At 62.2% G+C, this 20,763-nt stretch carries 23 protein-coding genes; 9 read left to right on the top strand and 14 right to left on the bottom strand.

The genetic code is table 11. The annotated features are described in order from the left end of the window. Window positions 1–50 precede the first annotated feature (50 nt). Both ACZ6WW_RS19695 and ACZ6WW_RS19690 read left to right on the top strand, forming a co-directional pair. Window positions 51–1,715 carry a L,D-transpeptidase family protein gene (locus ACZ6WW_RS19695; protein WP_465275709.1) on the top strand — a complete coding sequence of 555 codons (1,665 nt, stop codon included), beginning with the start codon at window positions 51–53 and terminating at the stop codon, window positions 1,713–1,715. After that, window positions 1,712–1,912, top strand: coding sequence for a CPXCG motif-containing cysteine-rich protein (locus ACZ6WW_RS19690; RefSeq protein WP_281851932.1), 201 nt, complete (start codon window positions 1,712–1,714; stop codon window positions 1,910–1,912). The genes ACZ6WW_RS19695 and ACZ6WW_RS19690 overlap by 4 nt, the downstream gene beginning before the upstream one ends. A gap of 21 nt (window positions 1,913–1,933) precedes the next feature. Here the strand turns inward: ACZ6WW_RS19690 and pncA are convergent, their stop codons facing one another. Further along, a complete protein-coding gene (gene pncA, locus ACZ6WW_RS19685; protein WP_281851933.1) occupies window positions 1,934–2,608 on the bottom strand; it encodes a bifunctional nicotinamidase/pyrazinamidase in 675 nt (224 codons plus the stop codon). A 213-nt stretch (window positions 2,609–2,821) separates the two neighbouring features. On the opposite strand from pncA, the gene ACZ6WW_RS19680 reads away from it, so the two are divergent. Both ACZ6WW_RS19680 and ACZ6WW_RS19675 read left to right on the top strand, forming a co-directional pair. Beyond that, the gene (locus ACZ6WW_RS19680; RefSeq protein ID WP_281851934.1) at window positions 2,822–3,211 is read left to right on the top strand and encodes a hypothetical protein; all 390 of its coding nucleotides are present in this window, start codon (window positions 2,822–2,824) and stop codon (window positions 3,209–3,211) included. Window positions 3,212–3,268: 57 nt separating this feature from the next. Beyond that, on the top strand, window positions 3,269–4,468 hold the full coding sequence (locus ACZ6WW_RS19675) for an MFS transporter (RefSeq protein ID WP_465275708.1): 1,200 nt from the start codon (window positions 3,269–3,271) through the stop codon (window positions 4,466–4,468). Here the strand turns inward: ACZ6WW_RS19675 and ACZ6WW_RS19670 are convergent. From ACZ6WW_RS19670 to ACZ6WW_RS19645, 6 genes are all read right to left on the bottom strand, one after another. Continuing rightward, a complete protein-coding gene (locus ACZ6WW_RS19670; protein WP_465275707.1) occupies window positions 4,444–6,012 on the bottom strand; it encodes a PepSY-associated TM helix domain-containing protein in 1,569 nt (522 codons plus the stop codon). The genes ACZ6WW_RS19675 and ACZ6WW_RS19670 overlap by 25 nt on opposite strands. A gap of 4 nt (window positions 6,013–6,016) precedes the next feature. After that, the gene (locus tag ACZ6WW_RS19665; RefSeq protein WP_281851937.1) at window positions 6,017–6,271 is read right to left on the bottom strand and encodes a hypothetical protein; all 255 of its coding nucleotides are present in this window, start codon (window positions 6,269–6,271) and stop codon (window positions 6,017–6,019) included. After that, window positions 6,268–6,537 carry a hypothetical protein gene (locus ACZ6WW_RS19660; RefSeq protein WP_465275706.1) on the bottom strand — a complete coding sequence of 90 codons (270 nt, stop codon included), beginning with the start codon at window positions 6,535–6,537 and terminating at the stop codon, window positions 6,268–6,270. The genes ACZ6WW_RS19665 and ACZ6WW_RS19660 overlap by 4 nt, the downstream gene beginning before the upstream one ends. A gap of 116 nt (window positions 6,538–6,653) precedes the next feature. Continuing rightward, window positions 6,654–7,439, bottom strand: a complete 786-nt coding sequence (locus tag ACZ6WW_RS19655; RefSeq protein WP_465275705.1) for a carboxylesterase family protein — start codon at window positions 7,437–7,439, stop codon at window positions 6,654–6,656. A gap of 10 nt (window positions 7,440–7,449) precedes the next feature. Next, the gene (cls, locus tag ACZ6WW_RS19650; RefSeq protein WP_465275704.1) at window positions 7,450–8,853 is read right to left on the bottom strand and encodes a cardiolipin synthase; all 1,404 of its coding nucleotides are present in this window, start codon (window positions 8,851–8,853) and stop codon (window positions 7,450–7,452) included. Next, window positions 8,846–9,781: a LysR family transcriptional regulator gene (locus ACZ6WW_RS19645; RefSeq protein WP_465275703.1), complete on the bottom strand. Its 936-nt coding sequence runs from the start codon at window positions 9,779–9,781 to the stop codon at window positions 8,846–8,848. Before ACZ6WW_RS19645 ends, cls begins: the two co-directional genes overlap by 8 nt. Window positions 9,782–9,897: 116 nt before the next feature. Here ACZ6WW_RS19645 and ACZ6WW_RS19640 point away from each other — a divergent pair, with 116 nt between their 5' ends. Beyond that, on the top strand, window positions 9,898–10,911 hold the full coding sequence (locus tag ACZ6WW_RS19640; RefSeq protein ID WP_465275702.1) for a zinc-binding alcohol dehydrogenase family protein: 1,014 nt from the start codon (window positions 9,898–9,900) through the stop codon (window positions 10,909–10,911). A gap of 49 nt (window positions 10,912–10,960) precedes the next feature. On the opposite strand, the gene ACZ6WW_RS19635 is transcribed toward ACZ6WW_RS19640, so the two are convergent. Then, the gene (locus ACZ6WW_RS19635; protein WP_465275701.1) at window positions 10,961–12,328 is read right to left on the bottom strand and encodes an FAD/NAD(P)-binding protein; all 1,368 of its coding nucleotides are present in this window, start codon (window positions 12,326–12,328) and stop codon (window positions 10,961–10,963) included. 39 nt (window positions 12,329–12,367) lie between these two features. Continuing rightward, complete coding sequence (locus tag ACZ6WW_RS19630) at window positions 12,368–12,946, bottom strand: cysteine dioxygenase (protein ID WP_465275700.1); 579 nt, start codon at window positions 12,944–12,946, stop codon at window positions 12,368–12,370. A 215-nt stretch (window positions 12,947–13,161) separates the two neighbouring features. Here ACZ6WW_RS19630 and ACZ6WW_RS19625 point away from each other — a divergent pair, with 215 nt between their 5' ends. Next, the gene (locus ACZ6WW_RS19625) at window positions 13,162–13,458 is read left to right on the top strand and encodes a hypothetical protein (RefSeq protein WP_465275699.1); all 297 of its coding nucleotides are present in this window, start codon (window positions 13,162–13,164) and stop codon (window positions 13,456–13,458) included. Window positions 13,459–13,538: 80 nt separating this feature from the next. On the opposite strand, the gene ACZ6WW_RS19620 is transcribed toward ACZ6WW_RS19625, so the two are convergent. Continuing rightward, the gene (locus ACZ6WW_RS19620; protein ID WP_465275698.1) at window positions 13,539–14,207 is read right to left on the bottom strand and encodes an energy transducer TonB; all 669 of its coding nucleotides are present in this window, start codon (window positions 14,205–14,207) and stop codon (window positions 13,539–13,541) included. Between the two features lie 226 nt (window positions 14,208–14,433). Further along, entirely contained in the window at window positions 14,434–15,264 is an 831-nt protein-coding gene (locus ACZ6WW_RS19615) for a universal stress protein (RefSeq protein ID WP_465275697.1), read from the bottom strand. Between the two features lie 278 nt (window positions 15,265–15,542). On the opposite strand from ACZ6WW_RS19615, the gene ACZ6WW_RS19610 reads away from it, so the two are divergent. Both ACZ6WW_RS19610 and trhA read left to right on the top strand, forming a co-directional pair. Continuing rightward, window positions 15,543–15,974: a hypothetical protein gene (locus tag ACZ6WW_RS19610; RefSeq protein ID WP_465275838.1), complete on the top strand. Its 432-nt coding sequence runs from the start codon at window positions 15,543–15,545 to the stop codon at window positions 15,972–15,974. A 57-nt stretch (window positions 15,975–16,031) separates the two neighbouring features. After that, window positions 16,032–16,700, top strand: coding sequence for a PAQR family membrane homeostasis protein TrhA (trhA, locus tag ACZ6WW_RS19605; RefSeq protein ID WP_281851949.1), 669 nt, complete (start codon window positions 16,032–16,034; stop codon window positions 16,698–16,700). A 13-nt stretch (window positions 16,701–16,713) separates the two neighbouring features. On the opposite strand, the gene ACZ6WW_RS19600 is transcribed toward trhA, so the two are convergent. The 3 genes from ACZ6WW_RS19600 to ACZ6WW_RS19590 all read right to left on the bottom strand — a co-directional run bounded on the left by ACZ6WW_RS19600 (window position 16,714) and on the right by ACZ6WW_RS19590 (window position 19,813). Next, window positions 16,714–17,265, bottom strand: a complete 552-nt coding sequence (locus ACZ6WW_RS19600) for a hypothetical protein (RefSeq protein ID WP_465275696.1) — start codon at window positions 17,263–17,265, stop codon at window positions 16,714–16,716. A 219-nt stretch (window positions 17,266–17,484) separates the two neighbouring features. Further along, a complete protein-coding gene (locus ACZ6WW_RS19595; RefSeq protein ID WP_465275695.1) occupies window positions 17,485–19,263 on the bottom strand; it encodes a DUF885 domain-containing protein in 1,779 nt (592 codons plus the stop codon). Between the two features lie 67 nt (window positions 19,264–19,330). After that, window positions 19,331–19,813: a DUF456 domain-containing protein gene (locus tag ACZ6WW_RS19590; protein ID WP_465275837.1), complete on the bottom strand. Its 483-nt coding sequence runs from the start codon at window positions 19,811–19,813 to the stop codon at window positions 19,331–19,333. A gap of 197 nt (window positions 19,814–20,010) precedes the next feature. Here ACZ6WW_RS19590 and ACZ6WW_RS19585 point away from each other — a divergent pair, with 197 nt between their 5' ends. Beyond that, a complete protein-coding gene (locus ACZ6WW_RS19585; RefSeq protein ID WP_465275836.1) occupies window positions 20,011–20,586 on the top strand; it encodes a serine/threonine protein kinase in 576 nt (191 codons plus the stop codon). Window positions 20,587–20,763 lie beyond the last annotated feature (177 nt).

The raw sequence follows: 20,763 nt of genomic DNA, 5'->3' as shown, positions 1-20,763 counted from the left end.
GTTAAGTCGAGACTGTCGAAATAAAGCGGCCTCAACCATGGAGCAGGGGGATGCAGATGTCGTCGCGTGAGGCGTTCAAGACGTGGATCAGGCGATTGCTGGTGGCCGGTGTGCTGGTAGCAGGCATACCGTCGGCGGCTGCGCAGGCACTCGACCCGGTGGCCGATGCCGTCCATCGGCGTATCACCGAGATAAGCACCGCCAATGTCGGCACGCCAGGATTGGGGCGTGGCTTGATCGTGCTGTATGAGCAGCGCATGGATCGTCCTGTGTGGACGCAGCCCGAAGCTCTCGATCAGTTGTTCGCCGCGCTCGATGGCTTGCGCGACGACGGCCTCGACCCGAACGATTACGGCCTGAGCCAGTTGCAATGGCAGCGCGCGTCGATCGATAGCGGAGATGTATCGCCCGATCAGCTCGCCTTGTTCGACCTGCGCGCGACGGATGCCTATCTCACCGCGTTGACGCATTTGTATCTGGGCAAGGTTGACCCGGCCTCGCTCGATCTGCATTGGAATTACGATGCGCGACCGTTGAATATCGTCGACGGCTTGAATGCGGCAAGCGACGCGATCGCCAGGAACGATATCGTCGGCTTGTTCGATCGGGCGCGCCCGCAGCATCCGCTCTACAACCAGTTGCGACATGCCTTGGCGTCGATGCGCGAGATCGCCGAGCGCGGCGGTTGGCCGGAGATTCCCGATGGCCCGACGATCAAGCTCGGCATGAAGGATGCGCGCCTGTCTATACTGCGTGAGCGTCTGATTGCTGGTGGTTATCTGACTGACAACGACGCGCAGAGCGAGCGTTACGACAGCGCGCTGCATGACGCCGTCAAGCAGTTCCAGCAGGAACAGTACCTGGAAGACGATGGCAATCTTGGCCCCGTCACCCGTATCGCGCTCAATGTGTCGGCGGACACGCGCGTGGATCAGTTGCGCATCAATCTGGAACGCGCGCGCTGGCTGTTGCACGAAGTGCAAGGCGACTTTGTATTGGTCGATATCGCCGGCTACAAGATCGCTTATTACAAGGATGGCCAGCCGATCTGGAATGCGCGTGTGCAGGTAGGCAAGCCGTATCGTAGTACGCCGGTCTTCAAATCGAGGATTACCTACATCACGCTCAATCCAACCTGGACTGTTCCGCCGACCATTCTCAAACAGGACATGCTGCCAAAGGTGCGGCGCAGCCGTGGGTATCTGGCCGCCAATCGCATTCGCGTGCTCAACACCGAAGGCAAGCCGATCGATGCCTCAGGGGTGGACTGGAACAACCCGCGCGGCATCGTGCTGCGACAGGATCCAGGCCCGGGTAATTCGCTGGGACGATTGGTGATCCGCTTTCCCAATCCCTACGCGATCTATCTGCATGACACGCCGCATCAGAATCTGTTTGCACGCGGACAACGCGCCAACAGCTCCGGTTGTATCCGCGTAGAACGTCCGCGCGAGTTGGCGGCGTTGCTGCTGGACGATTCGGAGAAGTGGAATGCGCAGGCAATCGACAAGGCGATCGATACGGTCAAAACGCAATCCGTCATCCTGAAACGCCCCGTGCCGGTACTACTGGCGTACTGGACGGTAGAGTTGCACGAGAACGACCGTCCGAGCTTTCGCCAGGACATTTACGATCGCGATGACGTGACACAGATGGCGCTCGATCAGCGCCGAGTGTCGGTGCTGTCGCCACTGATACTGGGAGAAGCGCCATGAGCGGCGGTGCACTGGAATTCGTGTCGGTCAACTGCCCGTACTGCGGCGAGCCCATCGATCTGGCCGTCGACACGTCCGTTGAGGATCAGCAGTACACCGAAGATTGTCAGGTGTGCTGTCGGCCCATGATGGTCGGCGTAGTAGTGGACGACGAAGGAGAAGTGGACGTTCGAGTCTGGCGGGAAGGCGGAGAGTAATGCCCTCACTCACTCCTGCGTCTAACCCACCGCACTCATCGGCAACAATTCGAACAACCTGCGCGAATCCATCACGTCCACTTCCAGCCGATCCAGCCGTGCACGCGTGGCGATATCGGTCTCCGAGGTGACCGGGCGGGTCAGATCCCACAGCACGTGGGTCTTGAAGCCCATGTCGACGGCATCTTGCGCCGTCCACAGCACGCAGACATCGCGCGCCAGGCCGCAGATATACAGCTCGAAGACATTGCGGTCGCGCAGCCAGCCGGCCAGGCCGGTGCTGGGGCGGGAGCCGCTGGGGCCGTGGTTCTCGCGAAACCCGCTATAGGAATCCACCCGCGGATCGTTGCCCTTGCGCAACACCAGGTCGGCGGCCGACCAGTCGATCGCCGGATGCAGTTCGGCGCCCGGGGTGCCTTGCACGCAGTGCGACGGCCATAACGTCTGCGCGTGGCCGTAAAGCGGGATGCGCTCGAAGGGTTGGCGGTTGGCATGCGAGGCGGCAAAGGACACATGGCCGCGCGGATGCCAGTCCTGGGTTGCCACCACGTGGCGAAACAGGCCGGTATCGAGCAGGGCGGCGATGCCGGGCACGATCGCGTCACCTTCGTGGCAGGCCAGCGGGCCGCCGGGCATGAAGTCCGGTTGCACGTCGATAACAATCAATGCGGCGTGTTCGCTGATGAACTGGCTCATGGTCGCAGCTGGCCCAGTTGTGAGTCTTGTGGTGGTGATGCCCGTCGGCGTACCGAGTCTAGCCGCTACCGGCCCCGCCGGATTGTGATGGGGTGGACTCGACGATTGTGCTTGATGCCACGTATTCAGATTTCGTACTGGCGCGTTCTATATCCGCTTAGCCTAATGACACCCGGGCATAATGGGTGACCGACTGACAGGTAGCGACAAGTAATGCATTACGACCAATCGTGGATGGGCTATGGGATGGTGGGGGGCATGCAGGCGGGGTTGATTGCCCTGATCGTGGGCGCCCTGGTCTTTGGGGTATTTCATGCCATCGGTACGCGCAATGGCTGGCACTACGGGGCCCAGTTTGGCTGGTCTTACCTGATCACCTTGGCGTTGGCCGCCAGCGGCGACCTGTCCGACCTGGTCTATTTCAACTACGGCCAGTTGCAGTCGATCCAGTTGCTCAAGGCGAAGCTGGCCGAGGTGCATGACCCGGACGGCATCGGGACGCGGGTATTTTTCGAGTTCTGCGGCGCCGCCGCAGGTCTTTACGTCGGTTGGCTGCTGTTTGGCGTTTTAGGGCGACGTTGGTTCGCCAGTCTGCGAAAATAGCGGCTGTTCGCATCGGCAGGCCAGGTGCGACGCCCTTTCCCCGGAAGTCCCCGTACCATGTCCAGCCCTGAAACCGAAACGGTCGGCAAGGCGCAGTTGACGCTGCGCATCGTGCAGGTCGTCTGCTTTACTTTTTTTGCTTACCTGGTGATCGGCCTGCAGCTCGCCGTACTGCCGCCGTTCGTCCACAACGACCTGGGCTACGGTGCGGTGCTCGCCGGCCTGGTGATCAGTACCCAGTATGTGGCTACCTTGCTCACCCGCGGTTTTGCCGGGCGAACTACGGACGTCGCCGGTCCCAAGCAAGCGGCCTTGATCGGCATGACGGCCTGCGGTATCAGCGGGCTGCTGATGATTTTCGCCGCACTGGCGCATGCGACGCCCGGGCTCTCGTTCGGCCTCATGTTGGTCGGCCGCCTGGCTCTGGGGTTCGGCGAAAGCTGTGTCGGCACCGGCTGCATCATGTGGGGCATCGGCCGCGTCGGTGCGTCGCATACGGCCAAGGTGATTTCCTGGAACGGCATCGCGACCTACGGCGCGCTCGCCGTGGGTGCGCCGCTGGGTGTGCTGCTGACCGACCGCTTCGGCTTCATCGCGATCGGCATCAGCGGCATGCTGCTGATGATCGGCGGCATGCTTGCTGCCTGGCAGCGTCCCGGCGTGCGTGCCGAAGCGGGCGAACGTTTGCCGATGCATCATGTGTTCGGTCGTGTCATGCCGTACGGCATGGGCCTCGCGCTGGGTGGGGTAGGGTTTGGTGTCATTTCCACCTTCATCACGTTGTACTACGCCAGCGTGCACTGGAGCGGTGCGGCTTTGGCGCTGAGCGTGTTCGGCATCTGCTTCGTCAGTGTGCGCCTGGTCATGGGCGGTGCGATTTCGCGCTTTGGCGGCTATCGCGTGGCGATGACATCGCTGGTGATCGAGTGCGTCGGTCTGATCGTTCTGGCGCTGGCCGGCAGTTCGGCCATGGCGATGCTCGGCGCCGCATTGACCGGCATCGGCTTCTCGCTGATCTTCCCTGCGCTAGGTGTGGAGGCCGTCAGTCGCGTCAGCATGAACAACCGTGGCGCCGCGCTGTCGGCTTATTCGGTGTTTATCGATGTGGCCTTGGGCATTACCGGGCCGCTTGGCGGCTGGATCGTTTCCGGCGGCCGTTACGGCCCGATGTTTGCGATCGCCGCCGGCTTGTCGCTGGCGGCGATGTTGCTGACCGGGCTGCTGTATATGCGCTACGGCAAACCGGTTCGCGCCTGAGACGTCCACACGCTGTGGGTATCGCCCTCACGCGCGCGTCGCGATGAGGCGCGTGCGAAGGCGAAGAATGCGATCGCCAACACGATGCCAACCAGGTCGACACCAAGCACGGCCACCGTTTGCGGTGTCCATGGCCGCATCCATGCGCCGGCATTGCGCAACAGATCAGCCAGTGACACGGCCAGCGTAAGCACGCCGGTAGCGATCAGCAGTTCGACGGTCGCGCGTGCCACCGGGCGCAGGCACGCGTACGCGCAGGCGGCGAGGAACAACCCGTAGCATGCCGCGCGTTGCGGCCATTGCGCATCGATATCCAGCGACGAAGCGATCATCGTTGCCGCGAAGGTGCCCGAGATCGCCAGGCACGAGCCGATACAGACACCGACGGTGGCGCGCGCCATGACACGGGTCTTGAAGGGTTGATCCCGATGGCGCCGCTTGCGTCGCGACTCGATCCACAACAGGTTGCCCGAATAGAACAGAAAGGCGCCGGCCAGGCCGAGCAGGAAGTACAGCCATTGCACCGGTCGGCCACCGAAGTTGCCGAAGTGCAAGGTGTACATGGCCGCGTAGACGATGCTGTTGCCATCGCGGTTGCCACCGACGCTGGTCATCAGCGGCTCGCCGGTGCCGGCGTTCAGTGCGATATAGCCGTAGGTATCGAGTGCGCGATCGGACAGGCCGCGAACCATGGCTACCGCGTTGCGATCGCCGTAATGCGTGAAATGCACATAGTCCGGTTCGAAGTTTGCCGCACCGCGCGTCTTGGCGACGGCCTGCGCACGAGCGGCAAGTTCGCCATACGAAAGCATTGTCGCGGCGACACCGCTCGCTTGCACGGCCGGTTCCGTGCGCGTCGCTTCGGCAAACGCATCGAACAGCTTGCCGTTGAAAGCGGTGACATTGAGCGCGAGCATGGTCACGGTGAACAGGCAGAACACCGCGCCGGTTATCGCGAAAATGATGTGGAAAGGCAGGCTGACCACACCGATGGCATTGTGCGCATCCTGCCAGAGCCGCTTGATGTTCTTGCCCACGCGCAGCGCAAACAGGTCCTTGACCAGTTGTGGCAGATGCAGGATCACACCCGAGACCAGGGCCAACCCATACAACACGCTGACAATGCCCATGAAATACAGCCCGACGACCGGGAAGCCCAGCGAGTCGTGCAGCGCGTAGACAAAGTCGGCCAGATCGTTCGGGTTGCCTTCCAGGCGGGGCTGCGCCAGTTCGCCGGCAGTAGCGAAGCGCGATTGGCCATCGCTGACCCAGAACGCGTAAGGTGCCTGGCCTTGTGTCGGCGGCAGCACGATGCCGAAATCGGCACGTGCCTCGGGATGCTCGGCCACCAGTTTGTCGATCAAGCCACCCACGGGTACGGCCGCATCCGGCGTACTGCGCCACGGCGGTGTCTGCCAGGCGGCGATGTCGTCATGGAAAACGGTAAGCGCGCCGGCATAGAACGCGATGAACAAGGCGAAGCCGGCCATCAGGCCGGTCCAGGTGTGAACGATCTGGAAGGTTCTTAGCGTGGATGCTTTCATCGCCTCACGCTCCACCCAGATGACGTGTCAGCCACAACGCGGCGAACGCGGCAAGATTGGCCGTGCCAAAGCTCAGCCACGCGCGCGCGCCGCTGCGAAAGAAATAGGCGACCGTCATGCACGCGATCCACAGCGGAAAGAACAACAGCAGCAGCGCGATCAGCGCGCTCTGGCCACCGGGCAGGGCGTACAGCAATGCAATCAAGGCCGCCGACAACGGAAAGCCGAGCAGGACGCCGGCAAGGCAGCGGGCGATCATGCCGATGCCTTGCGAACGGTGCGACGCCACCATGAAACGTAGGGCAGCAGCACCCAGACCAGCATCAGCATGCTTAGCGTGGCAGTGATGCCGACACCAGCCCCCTCGGCGATGATCCACGCCGCCAGACTCATGCCGACCAGCAGCCAACCTGCCCAGCGCGCGATGGGCGGCCACGGCTCGGCTCGCCATTGCTGCTGTGGGCTGGCGAGATAGATGCTGGTGCCGCCGGCAAGGCAGAGCAGAAGCGCGCAGGCTGTGATCACTCGGAGAATCCTGGGGCGAGCTGCCTAGTTACAAATGAGATTTATTATCATTTGTTGATAGGGCGGGGTCAAATCGGACGGTCGCGACTGAAGTCGTGACCGCTCCCCCCAATGCTTCAAAGCTTCGGATCGGCAACCCGGTGGCTGAACATCCAGGGCCACAGCTCCGGCAAGGCATAAGCGGGAATCCAGGAGCCATGGTTCACGCCCGGAAACTCAGTAAAGCGGACATCCGCATTGCGTTTCTTCAGTGCGGCATACATGCGCCGTGAGCCTTCCGGTGGGACGACGTTGTCGGCGCTGCCGTGGAAAATCCACACCGGCAAACTTATGCGGTCAGCCGCCCAGCCGTAGGGGTCGCGTTGTGCCGGCAAACCCTCGACCTGCAGGCCGGGTTCGTCACTCGCTGGCGCGATGTCGCCGCAGATGATCGCCGCCGCGGCGAAGATACCGGGATGATGGATAGCGATCTCCCATGAGCCGTAGCCGCCCATCGACAGGCCGGTCAGGTACAGGCGATGCGTATCGCCGTGAAACTCGCGCACGCTGTCGCGTAGCGCCTGCATCGCCATGCGTTCGCTGTCGCCGGTCCAGTACGTATCGTCGGGAGCTTGCGGAATCACCACGACCGCGGGGAAATCGGCGCCATGTTCGCGCAGCCACGGTGGCAGCCCCTGGGTCATCTGCTTCTGGTTGTCGTTGCCGCGTTCGCCGCTGCCATGCAGAAACAGCACCACCGGCCATCTCTGTTTGGCCGTCCATCCTGTTGGGATAAAGACCTGGTAACGGTAATGGTGGCCGGCGACGGTGACGTCGCGCTCGACGAAATGCGACGCCTCGGCGTGGGCGGTGATGGAGGATGTCATCAGCAGCAAGGCCAGCAGAATGGAACGTATGGTCATGGGATGCCTTCTAAAGAACAGGGTCGAAGAGCCGCGCCACGTGCATGATCAGGCGCCGCAGATACGGTGCCTTGGTGTAGTCGTCGGCGCTTACCTCACGTGACTGCGCAAAGTCGGCAAGGAGCATCGTCTCGACCTCGGAAGCAAAGTGGCGATCGATATTCAACGAACTGATTTCGAAGTTGAGCCGAAACGAACGATTATCCAGATTCATGCTGCCGATCGATGCGGTGTCGTCATCGACCAGCATCACCTTCTCGTGAATAAAACCGGGCTGGTAACGAAATACCCGCACGCCGGCCAGCACGGCGTCATGTGCGTACAGGCCCGAGGCCTGGAACACGGCGTAGTGGTCGGGGCGCGATGGAATCAGCACGCGCACGTCCACGCCGCGAGCGACCGCCAGACGCAGCGCGGACATCACGGCCTGATCAGGCACAAAGTAAGGTGTGGTCAACCACACGCGCTGAGTCGCCGCATGAATCGCACTGACAAAGTAGAGCGAACAGCTTTCCTGTGCATCGGCTGGGCCGGTCGCGGCGATCAGGGTGAGCGCGGATCCCTCGATCTGCTGGGGTGCCGCCATGGGGGGTAATTCACCGGTCACCCAGTACCAGTCTTCGGCAAAACTACGCTGCAATTCGGCGACGGCTGGGCCTTCGATCTGTATATGCGTGTCACGCCAGGGCGCAAGTGGCGGTTTCAGCCCCATGTATTCGTCGCCGACATTGAGCCCGCCGGTGAAGCCGATTTGGCCGTCCACCACGACCACCTTGCGATGATTGCGAAAATTGAGTTGGAAACGATTGCTTTTCTTGCGCGTCGTGAACGCGTGGATCGTAACGCCGCCCGCGCACAACGTCTGCACATAGTGCTTGGGCAAGGCATGGCTGCCGATGCCGTCGAACAACACGCAGACCTCGACGCCAGCCGCGGCGCGTTCGAGCAGCAATGCCTGCATGCGCCGGCCCAGTTCGTCATCGTGAAAAATGAAAAACTGCACCAGGACATAGTGCTGCGCCTTGCCGATCGCGGCAAAGATGGCGTCGAATGTGGCCTCGCCATCGATCAACAGACGCAGGCGTTGGCCAACGTAAAAGCGCGTATCGAGCAGGTTGGCGATCGACTGGTAACGCATCGCCTCGGCGGCATCCGAAGCATCGGCGGCCATCAGCAGGCTGGTGGCTTCACGCGACTGCAGGCGACTGGCGCGATGTCGGTTGATGTAGCCACGAAACCGGCTGCGACCGAGATACAGATACGGAATCAGCGTGATATAGGGCAGCAGGATCAACCCCAATGCCCAGGCGAACGCGCCCTGCGCGGTGCGCGTATTCATGACTGCATTGACTGCCGCGACGATCCCCGCGAGGTGGAACAGCAGGACGATCAGGCCGATCGCGGTACTAAGCATGAGGGGTCTTTCCTTCCATCGTTTCCAGGACGGCGCTCTCGTGGCGCTCCATCTCGGTTTGAAGATAATCGACAAACAGCCGAATCCGCGTGGGCAGAAATCGACGGCTGGGGTAGATCGCATAGATCGGCGCGTCGATCATGGCGATATCGGTCAGCAAAGGCACCAGCCGGCCTTCGCGAATGTCCTGGGCGATATCCCAGATCGACTTGATCGTGATGCCATGCCCGGCAATGGCCAGTTCGCGCATCAGATCGCCGCTGTCGCAGGTGATCGCCGCCTCTACACGCACCGCGCGCGGGCCATCGGCGGTCTGCAAGGTCCAGGGCAGGATGCCTCGGCCGGGACGGTGCAGCATCAGGCAGGCGTGATGCTGCAGGTCGTCGAGAGTGCGAGGTCGGCCACGCCGGTCCAGATAGGCCGGCGACGCGCACAGCACTCTTACGTTGCGTGCGATGCGGCGGGAGATCAGGCGCGAATCGGTCATGTTGCCGCTGCGTACGGCGACATCGATGCCATGTTCGAGCACGTCGAGAGTGGCGTCTGAAATACTCAGCCGCAGGCGCAAATCCGGTTGCTCGGCGGCGAAGCGGGCGGCGGTCGGTCCGATCCACTGCCGTCCCAGATCCAGCGGTGCCGACACGTGCAGGCTGCCGCGAGCCTCCATAAGACCCGCGCCCACGGCGGCGTTGGCTTCGTCGATGTCGCCCAGGATATTGAGGCAGCGCTCGTAGTAGACGCTGCCTTCGGCGGTCAGGGCGAGGCGTCGCGAGCTCCGCTGCAGCAGCCGCACGCCGAGCACATTTTCCAGCCGCGTCAGGCGCTTGCTGGCGACGGCGGGCGACAGCCCAAGCTCGCGCCCGGCGGCCGAAAGGCTGCCATCGGTCACCGCCCGAGCGAACAGACGCATGTCTTCGAGGTCGATCATCTTCAATCTGGTGGAAAAGATGCTTGCCTAGTTTGGTCAATTCACAGCCAAGGCGGCAAGCTTCATAGTGTGCGGGTCCGATCCATCCCCCATTCGCCCTTAGCCTGGAGCCTCCCATGAAAGCCGTGGCCTACCGTACTTCGCTGCCCAGCAGCGACCCCAACAGCCTGATCGACGTCGAGCTGCCCGAGCCCAAGCCGGAGGCCCGCGACCTGCTGGTGCAGGTCGAGGCGATCTCGGTCAATCCGGTCGACACCAAGATTCGTCAGCGCGTCGATCCGCAGGGTGCCGACAAGGTATTGGGCTGGGATGTGGCCGGTACAGTGGTCGCGGTGGGGAGCGAAGTCAGCCTGTTCAAACCTGGCGACCAAGTGTTCTATGCCGGCGCTATCGACCGGCCCGGCGGCAACGCCCAGTTGCAGGTTGTCGACGAACGCATCGTCGGTCGCAAGCCCGGCACGCTGGATTTTGCCGAGGCTGCGGCTTTGCCGTTGACCGCGGTAACCGCATGGGAACTGTTATTCGACCGCCTTGGCGTGCCGCGTGACGGTACGCGGCCGGCAGGGGCCGTACTGATCATCGGTGCAGCCGGCGGCGTCGGTTCGATCGCAGTACAACTGGCGCGCAAACTCACCGGCGCAACCGTCATCGGCACGGCCTCGCGCGCCGAAAGCCGCGAGTGGGTGCTGGGCCTGGGTGCGCATCATGTGGTCGATCATCGCGGCGATCTGGCATCGCAGATCAAGGCGATTGCCCCGCAGGGCGTGGACTATGTGCTCAGCCTGACCCATACCGAGCAGCATTTCGCGGCCATCGTCGAGATGCTCAAGCCGCAAGGCAAGCTCGGCCTGATCGACGATCCCTCCACGCCGCTGGACGTGACCAGGCTCAAGCAGAAAAGTATCTCGCTGCACTGGGAGTTCATGTACACGCGTTCCCTGTTCCATACGCCGGACATGCAGGCGCAGCATCGCATCTTGAACGAGGTTGCCGACCTGGTGGACGCTGGCGCGCTGCGCAGCACCATCAGTGGAAACCTGGGCACGATCAACGCGGCCAATTTGCGCAAGGCGCACGCGCAACTGGAAAGCCACGGCACCACCGGCAAGCTGGTGTTGAGCGGCTTCTAAATCGAAAAGAGCACCGCAGGCCATGCGCTTGCGGTGCTTGCTGCCGCGTTTATGGCGCCAGGATGCGTTCGGCCAGGCTGCGCGCCTGCTGGCGGATTTCCGGGATCGCCGTGGTTTCCCAAAGCGTGCCGCGCAGCATGCTGCCGATCGCGAAAAAGTTGGGCCATGCGCCATTGCCGTGACGCAGGCGCCCATCGGGTTCGGCTTCCAGGCCCAAACCCAGCGGATCGGCGGTCACGTGGCCGTTGGTGCTCAGCTGGCGGATCAGTGCGTGCGGTGTGCGGCGTACATCGGTATTGAGGCCGACAGTCTGGATCACCAGGTCCGCGTGGATTGTGGTTGCCGGGCCAACGCCACGTGGCGTTACATCCAGGCGCAGATGCTGACCCTCCAGTTGCACCTCCTGCAACCGTCCTTGACGGCGTTGCAGGCGACCCTCGCGTTCAAGCGTTTTCAACGTGTCGGCGGCTTTGGGCGGTAGACGGTGTCGCACGCGTTCCCAGGCCCAGCGTGCGTGGCGCAGAAAACGTGCGCGCTCGGCATCGGGTAGTTCTTGCCACAAGCCCGGTAGATGGGGCCGCAAACCATCGACCACGGTTCGCCAGTCGTTGGTGCCTTCGATCGATTCGCGGACCAGGTGCATCCAGGTGCGCATATCCGGCGCATCGCGCATCGATTCGAACAGTTCGCCGCCATCATCCAGCGGAGCGGAAGGATTGAGCGTGTGTGCTTCGGGCAATTTGCCGTGGCGGGATATCGCTGTGAAGCGTGCATTAGGCCATTGCACACTCAACTCCAGCAAAACATCGGCTGCGGTCAGCCCCATGCCGACGATCACGATGTCGCGTGCGGCAGTGTCGGACTTGACGTTCGCCATGAACTGCCACGGGTCGACGATGTAGTTGCCGCTGGCAAGCACGCTATCGCTCACGCCGTTCAGCGGTTGCGGTGGCAGCGAGCCGATCGCGAGAATGGCTGCGTCTACGCGTCGGCTCTCGTCGCCTTGAATGACGGTGACACCATCGTTCTCGGGCACTAGCGCATCGACGTCGAAGGGCATGACGTGCACGTCGTGACCAGCCTTGGCGGCTTGCTCGAGGGCCCGTTTGACCTCCGCTTCCAGGTAATCGCCGTACAGACGCCTGGGCAGAAAGTCGGTGCCGGCGATGGTGCTGTCTCCGCGTTGGGCGAATTCCAGAAAGCCGCGTGGCTTCCCGGTGAACATGCTCATCGAGGCAGCACGGACGTTCAACAGATGACGTTCGGAGGTTGTGCTATAGGCCACGCCACGTGCGGTGGCACCGCTACCGATATACCAATCCAGATGCAGGGATTGCGCGGACGGACGATCCAGCAGTTCGCTGATTACTGTGGCGGCAGCTGCACCGCCGCCGATAATGGCGACCCGTCGAAACATGCAATTCCTTGTGATTTGCGCTTGATGGAAAGCTCAAGCTCAGGCAAGCAGCGAGCCGGCCACCACCGCGCGTTGCGGGCGTGCCAGCCAACGATCGGCTTGCTCGGCTCGCTCGTAGGTGAAGTACTCTGCCAGATTTCCGCCGTAAACGTGAAGCGTCAGGGCGGTTTCATGGCGAGAGAGGTTGCGGCAGCGGTGCACGTGATGCTCCCCGCGGTCGAACCAGGACGAGTCGCCAGGGGCTAGCCAGTCCCGGCCCAGCGTGCGCAAGCTCTCGGTGACCGGGTCACGTTCATACGATTCCACTTCGAGCGCGCCATGCAGCGCCAGCTCCAGTCCCCACAGGCCGCCATGGTCGTGCACGGGCGTGTGATGATTCGGCGGCCAGGCCATCACCAGTACGCTGATCCCGGGTTTATTGCGCTCGGCCAGCAACCAGCGCGCCAGCCCGCCTTGTGGCTTGCTCAGGCGCGACACGGCGTTCATCGGCAACGCACCGTTGCGATGAATCACAGCGCCCAGTTCGCGCGCCATCGTGGCGAGGTCCGGCTGATCGCCGATCCCATGCTCCAAGGCGATTTCACGCAACGCCTTGAGGGTATGTGAATGTTTGCCCATGCTCTAAAAACCCTGCAGGAATGGGCGGAGTGGAACATGGCAGTCGTTAAAGACCTGTAACCGCGGATTCCTGCGGATAAAGGTATGACTTTCGCACCATGTGGACCTTGCCGGGCCGTCGTAATCTGGGTGCGTGGGTAGTTAAACCCTTGAGTTCATGACGGCATCCAAGGTGTGTACGGCTTCAATCGGCCGCATTCGCAAGGAGAGTAGTGATGATCGCGATCGGTATGCTGGTGATGGTGGTAGCGACGCTGTGGCTGGTCGTGGCGGCCATCGGTTTCGTCTTCAAGCTGGCCTTCGCCATTGTCGGCGGCGTGTTCAGCGTGATCGGTGCGTTGTTCGGCCTGGTGATTGGCGCGGTTGTGCTGCTTTGCATCGCGCCGCTGATCATATTGGCGATGTTGCCGGCCCTGCTGCCTCTGTTGTTCGTGGTCGGTGCGGTGTGGCTGATTGTGCACGCTACCCGTTCGACACACGCGGCGCCGAAACAAAGCACGACAGCGCACTGACATTCTGTTAGCCGTGGAAAGGCCCGGTTCGCCCTCGTGCGGACCGGGCCTTTTCTTATGCACTCACCTGAAACGTCACATCACAGCTGGTTGAGGTTGAACGTCACCGGCACGCGTGCCCAGGCCTTCACGTGCTGCCCTTGTACCACCGCCGGCTGGAACAGCCATTTCTTCAACACCTGATCGCGTGCACTACGGTCGAGTAACAACTGGCCGCTACTTTTCTCGATGACGACATCGATCGGCTTGCCGGTTTCATCGACCAGCACGCGCAATAGCACCGTGCCTTCGAGGCGATGAGTCAAACCATCTTTCGGGTAAGCCAATGGTGCGGTGCGGTACGCGAGTGATGTTTCCACCGGCTGAGCCGGCACCGTTGGAGCGGGTGGTTCCAATGTTTGCGGTCCATCGACGGCGGGCACGGCGTTGGTATTCGTTTCGGTAGTTTGCATCTGCGCCGGCGGCGGTTGTTCGACCTTCTTGGGCGGTGCATGCGTGATGCTGGGTACAACAACCGGTTTCGGCTTGGGCATCACAACGTCCGGCGGCAACGGCGGCAGCGGTTCGGCCGTAATCCAGCGGACCTGCATTTGCGCAGGCACATGGAAAACTTCCGCGATCTGCGGAGCCATCGGTCGTAGCACTAAAAGCAAAGCAGCAAGGTTGAGGGCGATAGCTGCGCTGAGCGCAGTAATACGAACGCTATCGGGATGCGAACGATGTGCAACGGCAACACCTGCAGACACCATAAAGCCACCTCCTGATGTAGGTAAGAGGAAAGCACGGCGCCGAACGAATAACGGCCCTGAAAGTTGCATTGGAAACGGGTCGCTGGGGAATTCGCCCGGTCGACGCCAGTCTGTACTTTCCGCGGGATCCAACGCAAGAGGGGAGACGATGGGGTTGGCGGTATAGGTGGCTGTTTGAAACGTTGGCCGCTAAGCCCACCTCCGCAGATCAGTTTTCCGGCAAACCCTAATGCGCAACCAACATCGGCAAATCGCTATGCATAAACAGATGCCGGGTCGTTCCCCCAAGCATCATCTCCGCCAACCGGGAGCGGCTCCAGGCTCCCATGACGATCAGGTCCGTCCGACGTGCGTGCGCCGCTTCCAGCAGCAGGGGCCCGGCCGCATGTGTTGGGCCGGAATCGAACTCTTCGATATGAGCACGGATTCCGTGGCGCTGCAGCCAGTCAGCCAACCCCGGTGGCGGCAGGACGGGAATCGCGTCGTCCGGAAGCATGCTGCTGCCGTCGAGCACGATCACTTCGGCGGCCTGACGCAGCAGCGGTGCGGCAGCGGCCAGGGCAATCGCCGATTCGCGGCTGCCGTTCCAGGCAACCAGGACGCGTGCGCCGATTTCGCCGATGGTGACAGTATCGGGTACCACCAGCACCGGGCGGCCGGTGCCGAACACGCTGCGCGAGACCTTGCCGAAGCCGACCGGTGCATCGCTGCGCTGCTGGCTGCGTTCCATCACCAGCAGGTCGTAGCCGGAGGCGGCCTGGCAAACCGTCTGCACACTGTCGCCCTGGGCGACACGCCATACGCCGGTCAAACCCTGGGACGAGAGCAGTGTGCGCCAGGCCTCGCCGTGCAGTTCGGCTTCGGCGCAGCGGCGACGGGTTTCTTCCAGCTGTACCGGCACGGCTTCCGGAAGGCTGAAGGCGGCAGCGGGTAAATCGGCCACATAGAGTGCGTCCAGTCGGGCCTCCAGCCGCCGCGCCAGAGCCAGGGCGGCACGCGCGCCTGCGCATTGCAGGTCGAGGTGATCCATAAACAACAGCAGATCGGTGCCGGACATAGACATCTCCCATAAGCGACGCTGGAACCAGCTTAGCGCGTCGCGCGTCGGCTTCGGGAGAGTTTCGCGCCCGGATGGACGGACAAAAAAAACCCCGCACAGGGAGCGGGGCAGGAATGACCGGGCATCGGGGGGAAAGGGGATGCTCGGTAACCATCAGTCTCCGGGTCAGGCAGGTGTACTGGCGTGCAAATTCCGTAAAAAACACGTTCATCCGATTCTTGCGACAATGAGCGGTCCGGCACGACCGGAAGTCGCAAGGAGTTACAGCAATGAAAATGCGTAAATGGATTATGGCTACGGCACTGATCGCAGCCGGGGTAGTAGTGTTGCCGGCCCAGGCCGCGGACCTTTCCTGCAAGATGTCGTTCGAGATGAAGGGCTGGTCGGCGATCTACCAGACAGCGGACGGCTACGGCACGATCCGTTGCAATGACGGCAAGAGCATGCGCGTCAAGCTGAGCGCCAAGGGTGGCGGGCTGACCGTCGGCAAGAGCTCGATCACCAACGGTCGCGGCGATTTCACCGGCGTGCACAGCATCAACGATCTGCTCGGTAGCTATGCCAACGCTAACGCGCACGCCGGGGCCGAACGGTCGGCGGGCGCGCAGGTGCTGACCAAGGGCACCGTTTCGCTGGCGCTCAGTGGCACGGGCCATGGTTGGGATTTGGGCGTGGCGCTCGGCGCGTTCAAGATCGAGCGACGTTAAGATAGACGGCCGCCCAGGGATGGGCGGTCACTCAAGCACACTCACGGGAAAGGTCACATGTCTGTTGCAACCAGTACCGCCGGTCCGCGCTACGCCTTCGGCGATGAGCTGGCGAGTAGCGTTATCCACGGCATCGGTATTGTGCTGAGCATTGCCGGGTTGGCGACCCTGGTGGCGTTTTCCGCCAGGTATGGCGATGTACGCGCCGTGGTTGCCAGTGCGGTATTCGGGACGACGCTGATTTTGTTGTACACCGCGTCCACGCTCTATCACTCGATTCCCGGTGAGGGTGCCAAGCGTGTATTGCGCACACTCGATCACATCGCGATTTTCCTGCTGATTGCCGGCACCTATACGCCTTTCACGCTGATGGCTTTACCCGGCGCATGGGGTTGGAGCCTGTTCGGCACCATCTGGGCGCTGGCATGCATGGGTAGCGCGCTGGAGCTGGGCATGCTCAAGCGCTATCGCAAATTTGCCGTGCTGCTTTATGTGGCCATGGGCTGGGTTGGCCTGATCGCTTTCAAGCCATTGATGGCGTCATTGCAAACAGGCGGCCTGGCGTTGCTGATCGGTGGCGGCGTGGCGTATACCTTGGGCGTGCCGTTCTACCTGGCGCGCAAGCTGCCTTACCACCACACGATATGGCACGTCTTCGTGCTCGCCGGCAGCGTATTGCACTACCTTGCGGTACTGCTCTACGTGCTGCCGGACCACGCCGCCTAAGTGCGTTCCCCGGTCAAAGCCGGGAAATCGTCACCACCTCCGACCCCAGCGCTACCGACTCCTGCTCGCCCGCCCGCAAGCTGCGTGAGCCCTGCGCCTGGCCCGCGCCGGCCAGGCGGTAGTTCAGCATGATCGATCCATCGACCGCGCGGTGGGTGGCCAGGGTAAACCGTGTCGCACCGACGATGTCGCTGATCTCGCCATCGTCGGCGGTCAGCACATCGGCTTGTTCAGTCGTTCCGGTTGCCGGGTTTTTCACCACGATGCGGTAGAGCGCCTGGGCCGGCGGCTGCTTCGGATCGATGCGTACGACCTCGTCGGCCAGCTGCGCCAGGCAATCGCTGAAGTAGATGCTTTCCACTGAGCAGATCCAGTACTGCGTGGGTGCGTCGACATGAATGCTTGCTTCGGCGGCTCGGCAGGGCTCGCGATTACCTGCGTCACGTACCGATAGGCAGGCGGCTTGGTGCGCGGTGTCGTCGACGGAGGGCTGGCTGTTCGAGGCCGATGCCGCAGGGGTAAACATCGAGGCCAACAAAGCGAGCGGGATGAGGCCTTTGCACATGGGAAACTCCTTGCTGTCGCGTGTTCGGGGTAAACAAAGACTCACGCGCAACTGCCAACGCGTTGAGCCAACAACCCACTGAACCCGTTTTATCGACCGCTCCCTGTGCGCCTGCTACTTCGCGCCAAAGCGCGTGTAATTTGTGCGAATTACGTCACGCGAGGCGCGCGCCAAAAAGAACGGGGCCGAAGCCCCGCTCTTGTACGCATGCCTTGTGGCTTATTTCTTGCCCTGAATCGACGGAATGAACTGCGTGCGCACGGCCTCGGCCAGTTGCTGCGGCGGCAGCAGGCCCTGGTTGATGACGAAGTCGTTGAACGCCTTGCGATCGAACTTCGAACCGAGCACGAGTTCGGTATCCAGGCGCAGCTGCTGCAGGCGCATATAGCCATAAAAATAGGCGGTGGCCTGGCCCGGGCTATTGAAGGTATAGCGATCGAGTTCCTGGCGTGCCATGGCTTCGGATAGGCCGACGTCCTGGGTCAGCACGTCATGCGCACGCTCACGCGTGATCATGCCCAGGTTGAGCATCGGGTCGAGATAGGCGCGCGCCGCGCGCAACAGGCGCGCCTGCAAGGCGGCGAACTGGCCGGCCGGCGGTTCGTACTGAAGCATCTCCGACTCGGAATACAGCGCCCAGCCTTCGACGTTGACGCTGTTGAAGGCAAACAGGCTGCGCGCCAGCGACACGCCGCGTTCGACCATCGCCGCAAATTGCAGCTCGTGGCCCGGGCGACCTTCGTGCGCGGTCAAGGTCCAGGCAGCGGCCTTGAAGGTGAAGTCGTCGTAGGCCTGGCTCTTGTCGCCGTTGGCGGCAGGGTTGCCCATGGTCAGTACGAAGGTGCCTTGCTCGCCGTGATTGTTGATGAACGGCGGCGGGTCCATGTGCGGTGCGGGTACTGCGGCGGCTTCGGCTTCCGATGCCAGGCGCATCTGCATCTTGCGTTGCGGCAGGGTCACGATGTTTTCGCGGCGGATCGTGTCTTCGATCTTGCCGATCACTTCGTGATACCACGGCTCGACATCGTTCTTGCCCAGCTGTTCTTTCTTCAATGCCTTGAGCACGTCGCGATAGTCGGTGCTTTGAATGCCTTCGGCCTTGGCGACTTCGGGTGCCAGCGTGCGCATCCAGCTACGCAGTTCGACAAATTCGAGCTGTGCCTGCTTGATCAGTTCTTCCGGCGCAATATCGATACCGACTTGCCGCAGGTTGTACGCGTATAGCGCTTCGGGCAGGCGGAAATCGGTGCGCGCGCGTGGCAACACCGTGCTGCGTACCCAGGCGTCGTAGCTTTTCATCTGCTGATCGAGTGCAGCGAGCGCGGCCTTGGCTTCGGGCGTGCCGTCGAGTTTGTATTTCTGGAACAGTTGGTGGATGCCCTGGGTATAACGCGCGCTGTTGGCGAGCTTTTGCTCGACATCGCCTTTGTAGGGGCCCAGCAGGGCTTTGTCCTTGAGGCTCGCAGCCATCAGTGCCTTGGCCTGATCGGCCAGCGCTGTGCAGCCCGGCGCCTTGCCGACATAGCATTCCAGGCGCGTCACGGCCTTGGCGCGGCGCTCGGCCGGTACATCGTCTTTCAGCAGCGCGAACTCGCCGCCGAAGATCAGGTTGCTGACGTCCTGGTATGGCAACAGGTATTTGTGATTGAGATCGATGCCTTCGATCTGATCGCCGGCCGCCTTGATCATGATCTGCAGATCCTGGCGCACGTTGGTGTCCTTCTCGCCGGCAAGCATGCCTTCGAGCTTCGTCTTTGCCTCGACCAGCGCCTGGCGCGAGCGTGCATCGATGTCAGGGCCCAGATCGGCCGCTTTGTCGTCGTAGCCGGGTAGCCCCACCTGCGAGGCGAACTCCGGGCTGAAACGCGAGATGGCCTGGAGGAGTACTTGCGCATCGGCATTGCTGCGCTCCACCCAAGCCTGCGAGGCGGTCTGCGCATGCGCTGCGCCGGCGCTCAATAACGTGGCCGCGATGACGGCTGCGAGTCGTTTGGACATAAGAAGCTCCCTATAAGGTGCGAGCGAGACTACGGTGGGGGAGGGGAATCCGCCTGTGCCGTTGGAGCTAGGCGATCCACCAGGCGAAGGCAAACAGGCCGACCATCATCAGCGAGATCACCAGCTTCACGATGGTCCCGAAAAGGAGGCCAAGCCAGGTGGCGATGCCGACATGGGTCGAACGCAACACGCTGGTGCCGGACATCAGCTCGCCCGCCACGGCGCCGATAAAAGGCCCGAGCACCAGTCCTGGAATACCGAAAAAGATCCCAACCAGCGTGCCGATCGCGGCGCCCCATATCGCCAGTTTGCTTGCGCCCACGCGTTTGGCGCCCAGTGCGGTGGCGACGAAATCCACGATAAAGCCGATAGCACCCAGCACGGCGATGATGCCCAGCGACCAGGCTCCGACATGCTGGTATCGATCCACCCCGGCGGCCAGCCACAGTCCACCGAAGATCAGCGGAATACCCGGCAGCGCAGGCAGGATGGTGCCGGCCAGGCCGATCAGGACCAGTACGGCGGACAATACATAGAGCGCGATATCCATATAGCTCAAGCGGGGAATTCCTTGTACCTGTTTCGTGGCGTGATGCCGTACGGATCGGCCACAATAGCCCTTGGCGACCCGGTGCCGAGTGTACCGGGCGTGATGCTATAGAAGTGCCTATCCGCGTGCCCAAAACAATATTACTTAAGGCTGACGAGCTCGGTCGTATCGAAATCACCGAGCGCGACGGCATCCGCATGATCCGTCGCGACGTCGCCGCTGCGCGCTGGTGGGCGCGCTGGTTCGCGCGTCGTGCGGCAGCGCGTGAGGCGCGTGCGCTGAGCAAGCTGGCAGGTATCGATGGCGTGCCTGCCTTGCTCGGTTGGGATGGCAAGGAACTGTTGCGTGGATACATCGGTGGCTTGCCGATGCAGCAGGCGCAACCGCGCGACCGCGACTACTACCGCCGTGCGTTGCGTTTGTTGGCAGTGCTGCATCGTCGCGGCATCGTGCACAACGACCTGGCTAAAGAACCGAACTGGCTGGTTCGCGATGATGGTCGGCCGGCGCTGGTGGATTTTCAGATTGCCTGGACGCGCGGGCGGCGTGGTGCGTTGTTTCGTTTGTTGGCGCGAGAGGATTTGCGTCATTTGCTGAAGCACAAACGTACTTATTGTCCCGAGGCTTTGAGTGCGCGCCAGATCGCCATGTTGAACACGCCCGCGCCGCATTCGCGCTTGTGGCGGGCTACCGGAAAGCGTTTGTACAAGTTGATCGCGCGGCGGGTGTTTGGGTATTGGGATAACGAAGGGAAGGGGCGGGTGCGGGATTGATTCGCACTTCGGTGTGCGTAGTGTTTCCTTTTTCGTCGTTTCGGCGCAGGCCGGAATCCACTCCTCAGTCTCTCGCTCGTCAGGCAACGTTTCGCAAGCGGAAACGCCGAGGCATGGATTCCGGCCTGCGCCGGAATGACGGATGGGAGGGAATAGGGCGGGAAGTTGAGTCTCGTG

It is taken from the genome of Dyella sp. NPDC103356 (assembly GCF_055584465.1).
This window is presented reverse-complemented; position numbering and strand designations above follow the sequence as displayed.

What these genes read in the sequence shown, in the direction of transcription:
- ACZ6WW_RS19695 (WP_465275709.1), top strand. Translation starts at nt 51, where the DNA reads ATGCAGATGTCGTCGCGTGAGGCGTTCAAGACGTGGATCAGGCGATTG.
- ACZ6WW_RS19690 (WP_281851932.1), top strand. Translation starts at nt 1,712, where the DNA reads ATGAGCGGCGGTGCACTGGAATTCGTGTCGGTCAACTGCCCGTACTGC.
- pncA (WP_281851933.1), bottom strand. Translation starts at nt 2,608, where the DNA reads ATGAGCCAGTTCATCAGCGAACACGCCGCATTGATTGTTATCGACGTG.
- ACZ6WW_RS19680 (WP_281851934.1), top strand. Translation starts at nt 2,822, where the DNA reads ATGCATTACGACCAATCGTGGATGGGCTATGGGATGGTGGGGGGCATG.
- ACZ6WW_RS19675 (WP_465275708.1), top strand. Translation starts at nt 3,269, where the DNA reads ATGTCCAGCCCTGAAACCGAAACGGTCGGCAAGGCGCAGTTGACGCTG.
- ACZ6WW_RS19670 (WP_465275707.1), bottom strand. Translation starts at nt 6,012, where the DNA reads ATGAAAGCATCCACGCTAAGAACCTTCCAGATCGTTCACACCTGGACC.
- ACZ6WW_RS19665 (WP_281851937.1), bottom strand. Translation starts at nt 6,271, where the DNA reads ATGATCGCCCGCTGCCTTGCCGGCGTCCTGCTCGGCTTTCCGTTGTCG.
- ACZ6WW_RS19655 (WP_465275705.1), bottom strand. Translation starts at nt 7,439, where the DNA reads ATGACCATACGTTCCATTCTGCTGGCCTTGCTGCTGATGACATCCTCC.
- cls (WP_465275704.1), bottom strand. Translation starts at nt 8,853, where the DNA reads ATGCTTAGTACCGCGATCGGCCTGATCGTCCTGCTGTTCCACCTCGCG.
- ACZ6WW_RS19645 (WP_465275703.1), bottom strand. Translation starts at nt 9,781, where the DNA reads ATGATCGACCTCGAAGACATGCGTCTGTTCGCTCGGGCGGTGACCGAT.
- ACZ6WW_RS19640 (WP_465275702.1), top strand. Translation starts at nt 9,898, where the DNA reads ATGAAAGCCGTGGCCTACCGTACTTCGCTGCCCAGCAGCGACCCCAAC.
- ACZ6WW_RS19635 (WP_465275701.1), bottom strand. Translation starts at nt 12,328, where the DNA reads ATGTTTCGACGGGTCGCCATTATCGGCGGCGGTGCAGCTGCCGCCACA.
- ACZ6WW_RS19630 (WP_465275700.1), bottom strand. Translation starts at nt 12,946, where the DNA reads ATGGGCAAACATTCACATACCCTCAAGGCGTTGCGTGAAATCGCCTTG.
- ACZ6WW_RS19625 (WP_465275699.1), top strand. Translation starts at nt 13,162, where the DNA reads ATGATCGCGATCGGTATGCTGGTGATGGTGGTAGCGACGCTGTGGCTG.
- ACZ6WW_RS19620 (WP_465275698.1), bottom strand. Translation starts at nt 14,207, where the DNA reads ATGGTGTCTGCAGGTGTTGCCGTTGCACATCGTTCGCATCCCGATAGC.
- ACZ6WW_RS19615 (WP_465275697.1), bottom strand. Translation starts at nt 15,264, where the DNA reads ATGTCCGGCACCGATCTGCTGTTGTTTATGGATCACCTCGACCTGCAA.
- ACZ6WW_RS19610 (WP_465275838.1), top strand. Translation starts at nt 15,543, where the DNA reads ATGCGTAAATGGATTATGGCTACGGCACTGATCGCAGCCGGGGTAGTA.
- trhA (WP_281851949.1), top strand. Translation starts at nt 16,032, where the DNA reads ATGTCTGTTGCAACCAGTACCGCCGGTCCGCGCTACGCCTTCGGCGAT.
- ACZ6WW_RS19600 (WP_465275696.1), bottom strand. Translation starts at nt 17,265, where the DNA reads ATGTGCAAAGGCCTCATCCCGCTCGCTTTGTTGGCCTCGATGTTTACC.
- ACZ6WW_RS19595 (WP_465275695.1), bottom strand. Translation starts at nt 19,263, where the DNA reads ATGTCCAAACGACTCGCAGCCGTCATCGCGGCCACGTTATTGAGCGCC.
- ACZ6WW_RS19590 (WP_465275837.1), bottom strand. Translation starts at nt 19,813, where the DNA reads ATGGATATCGCGCTCTATGTATTGTCCGCCGTACTGGTCCTGATCGGC.
- ACZ6WW_RS19585 (WP_465275836.1), top strand. Translation starts at nt 20,011, where the DNA reads ATGATCCGTCGCGACGTCGCCGCTGCGCGCTGGTGGGCGCGCTGGTTC.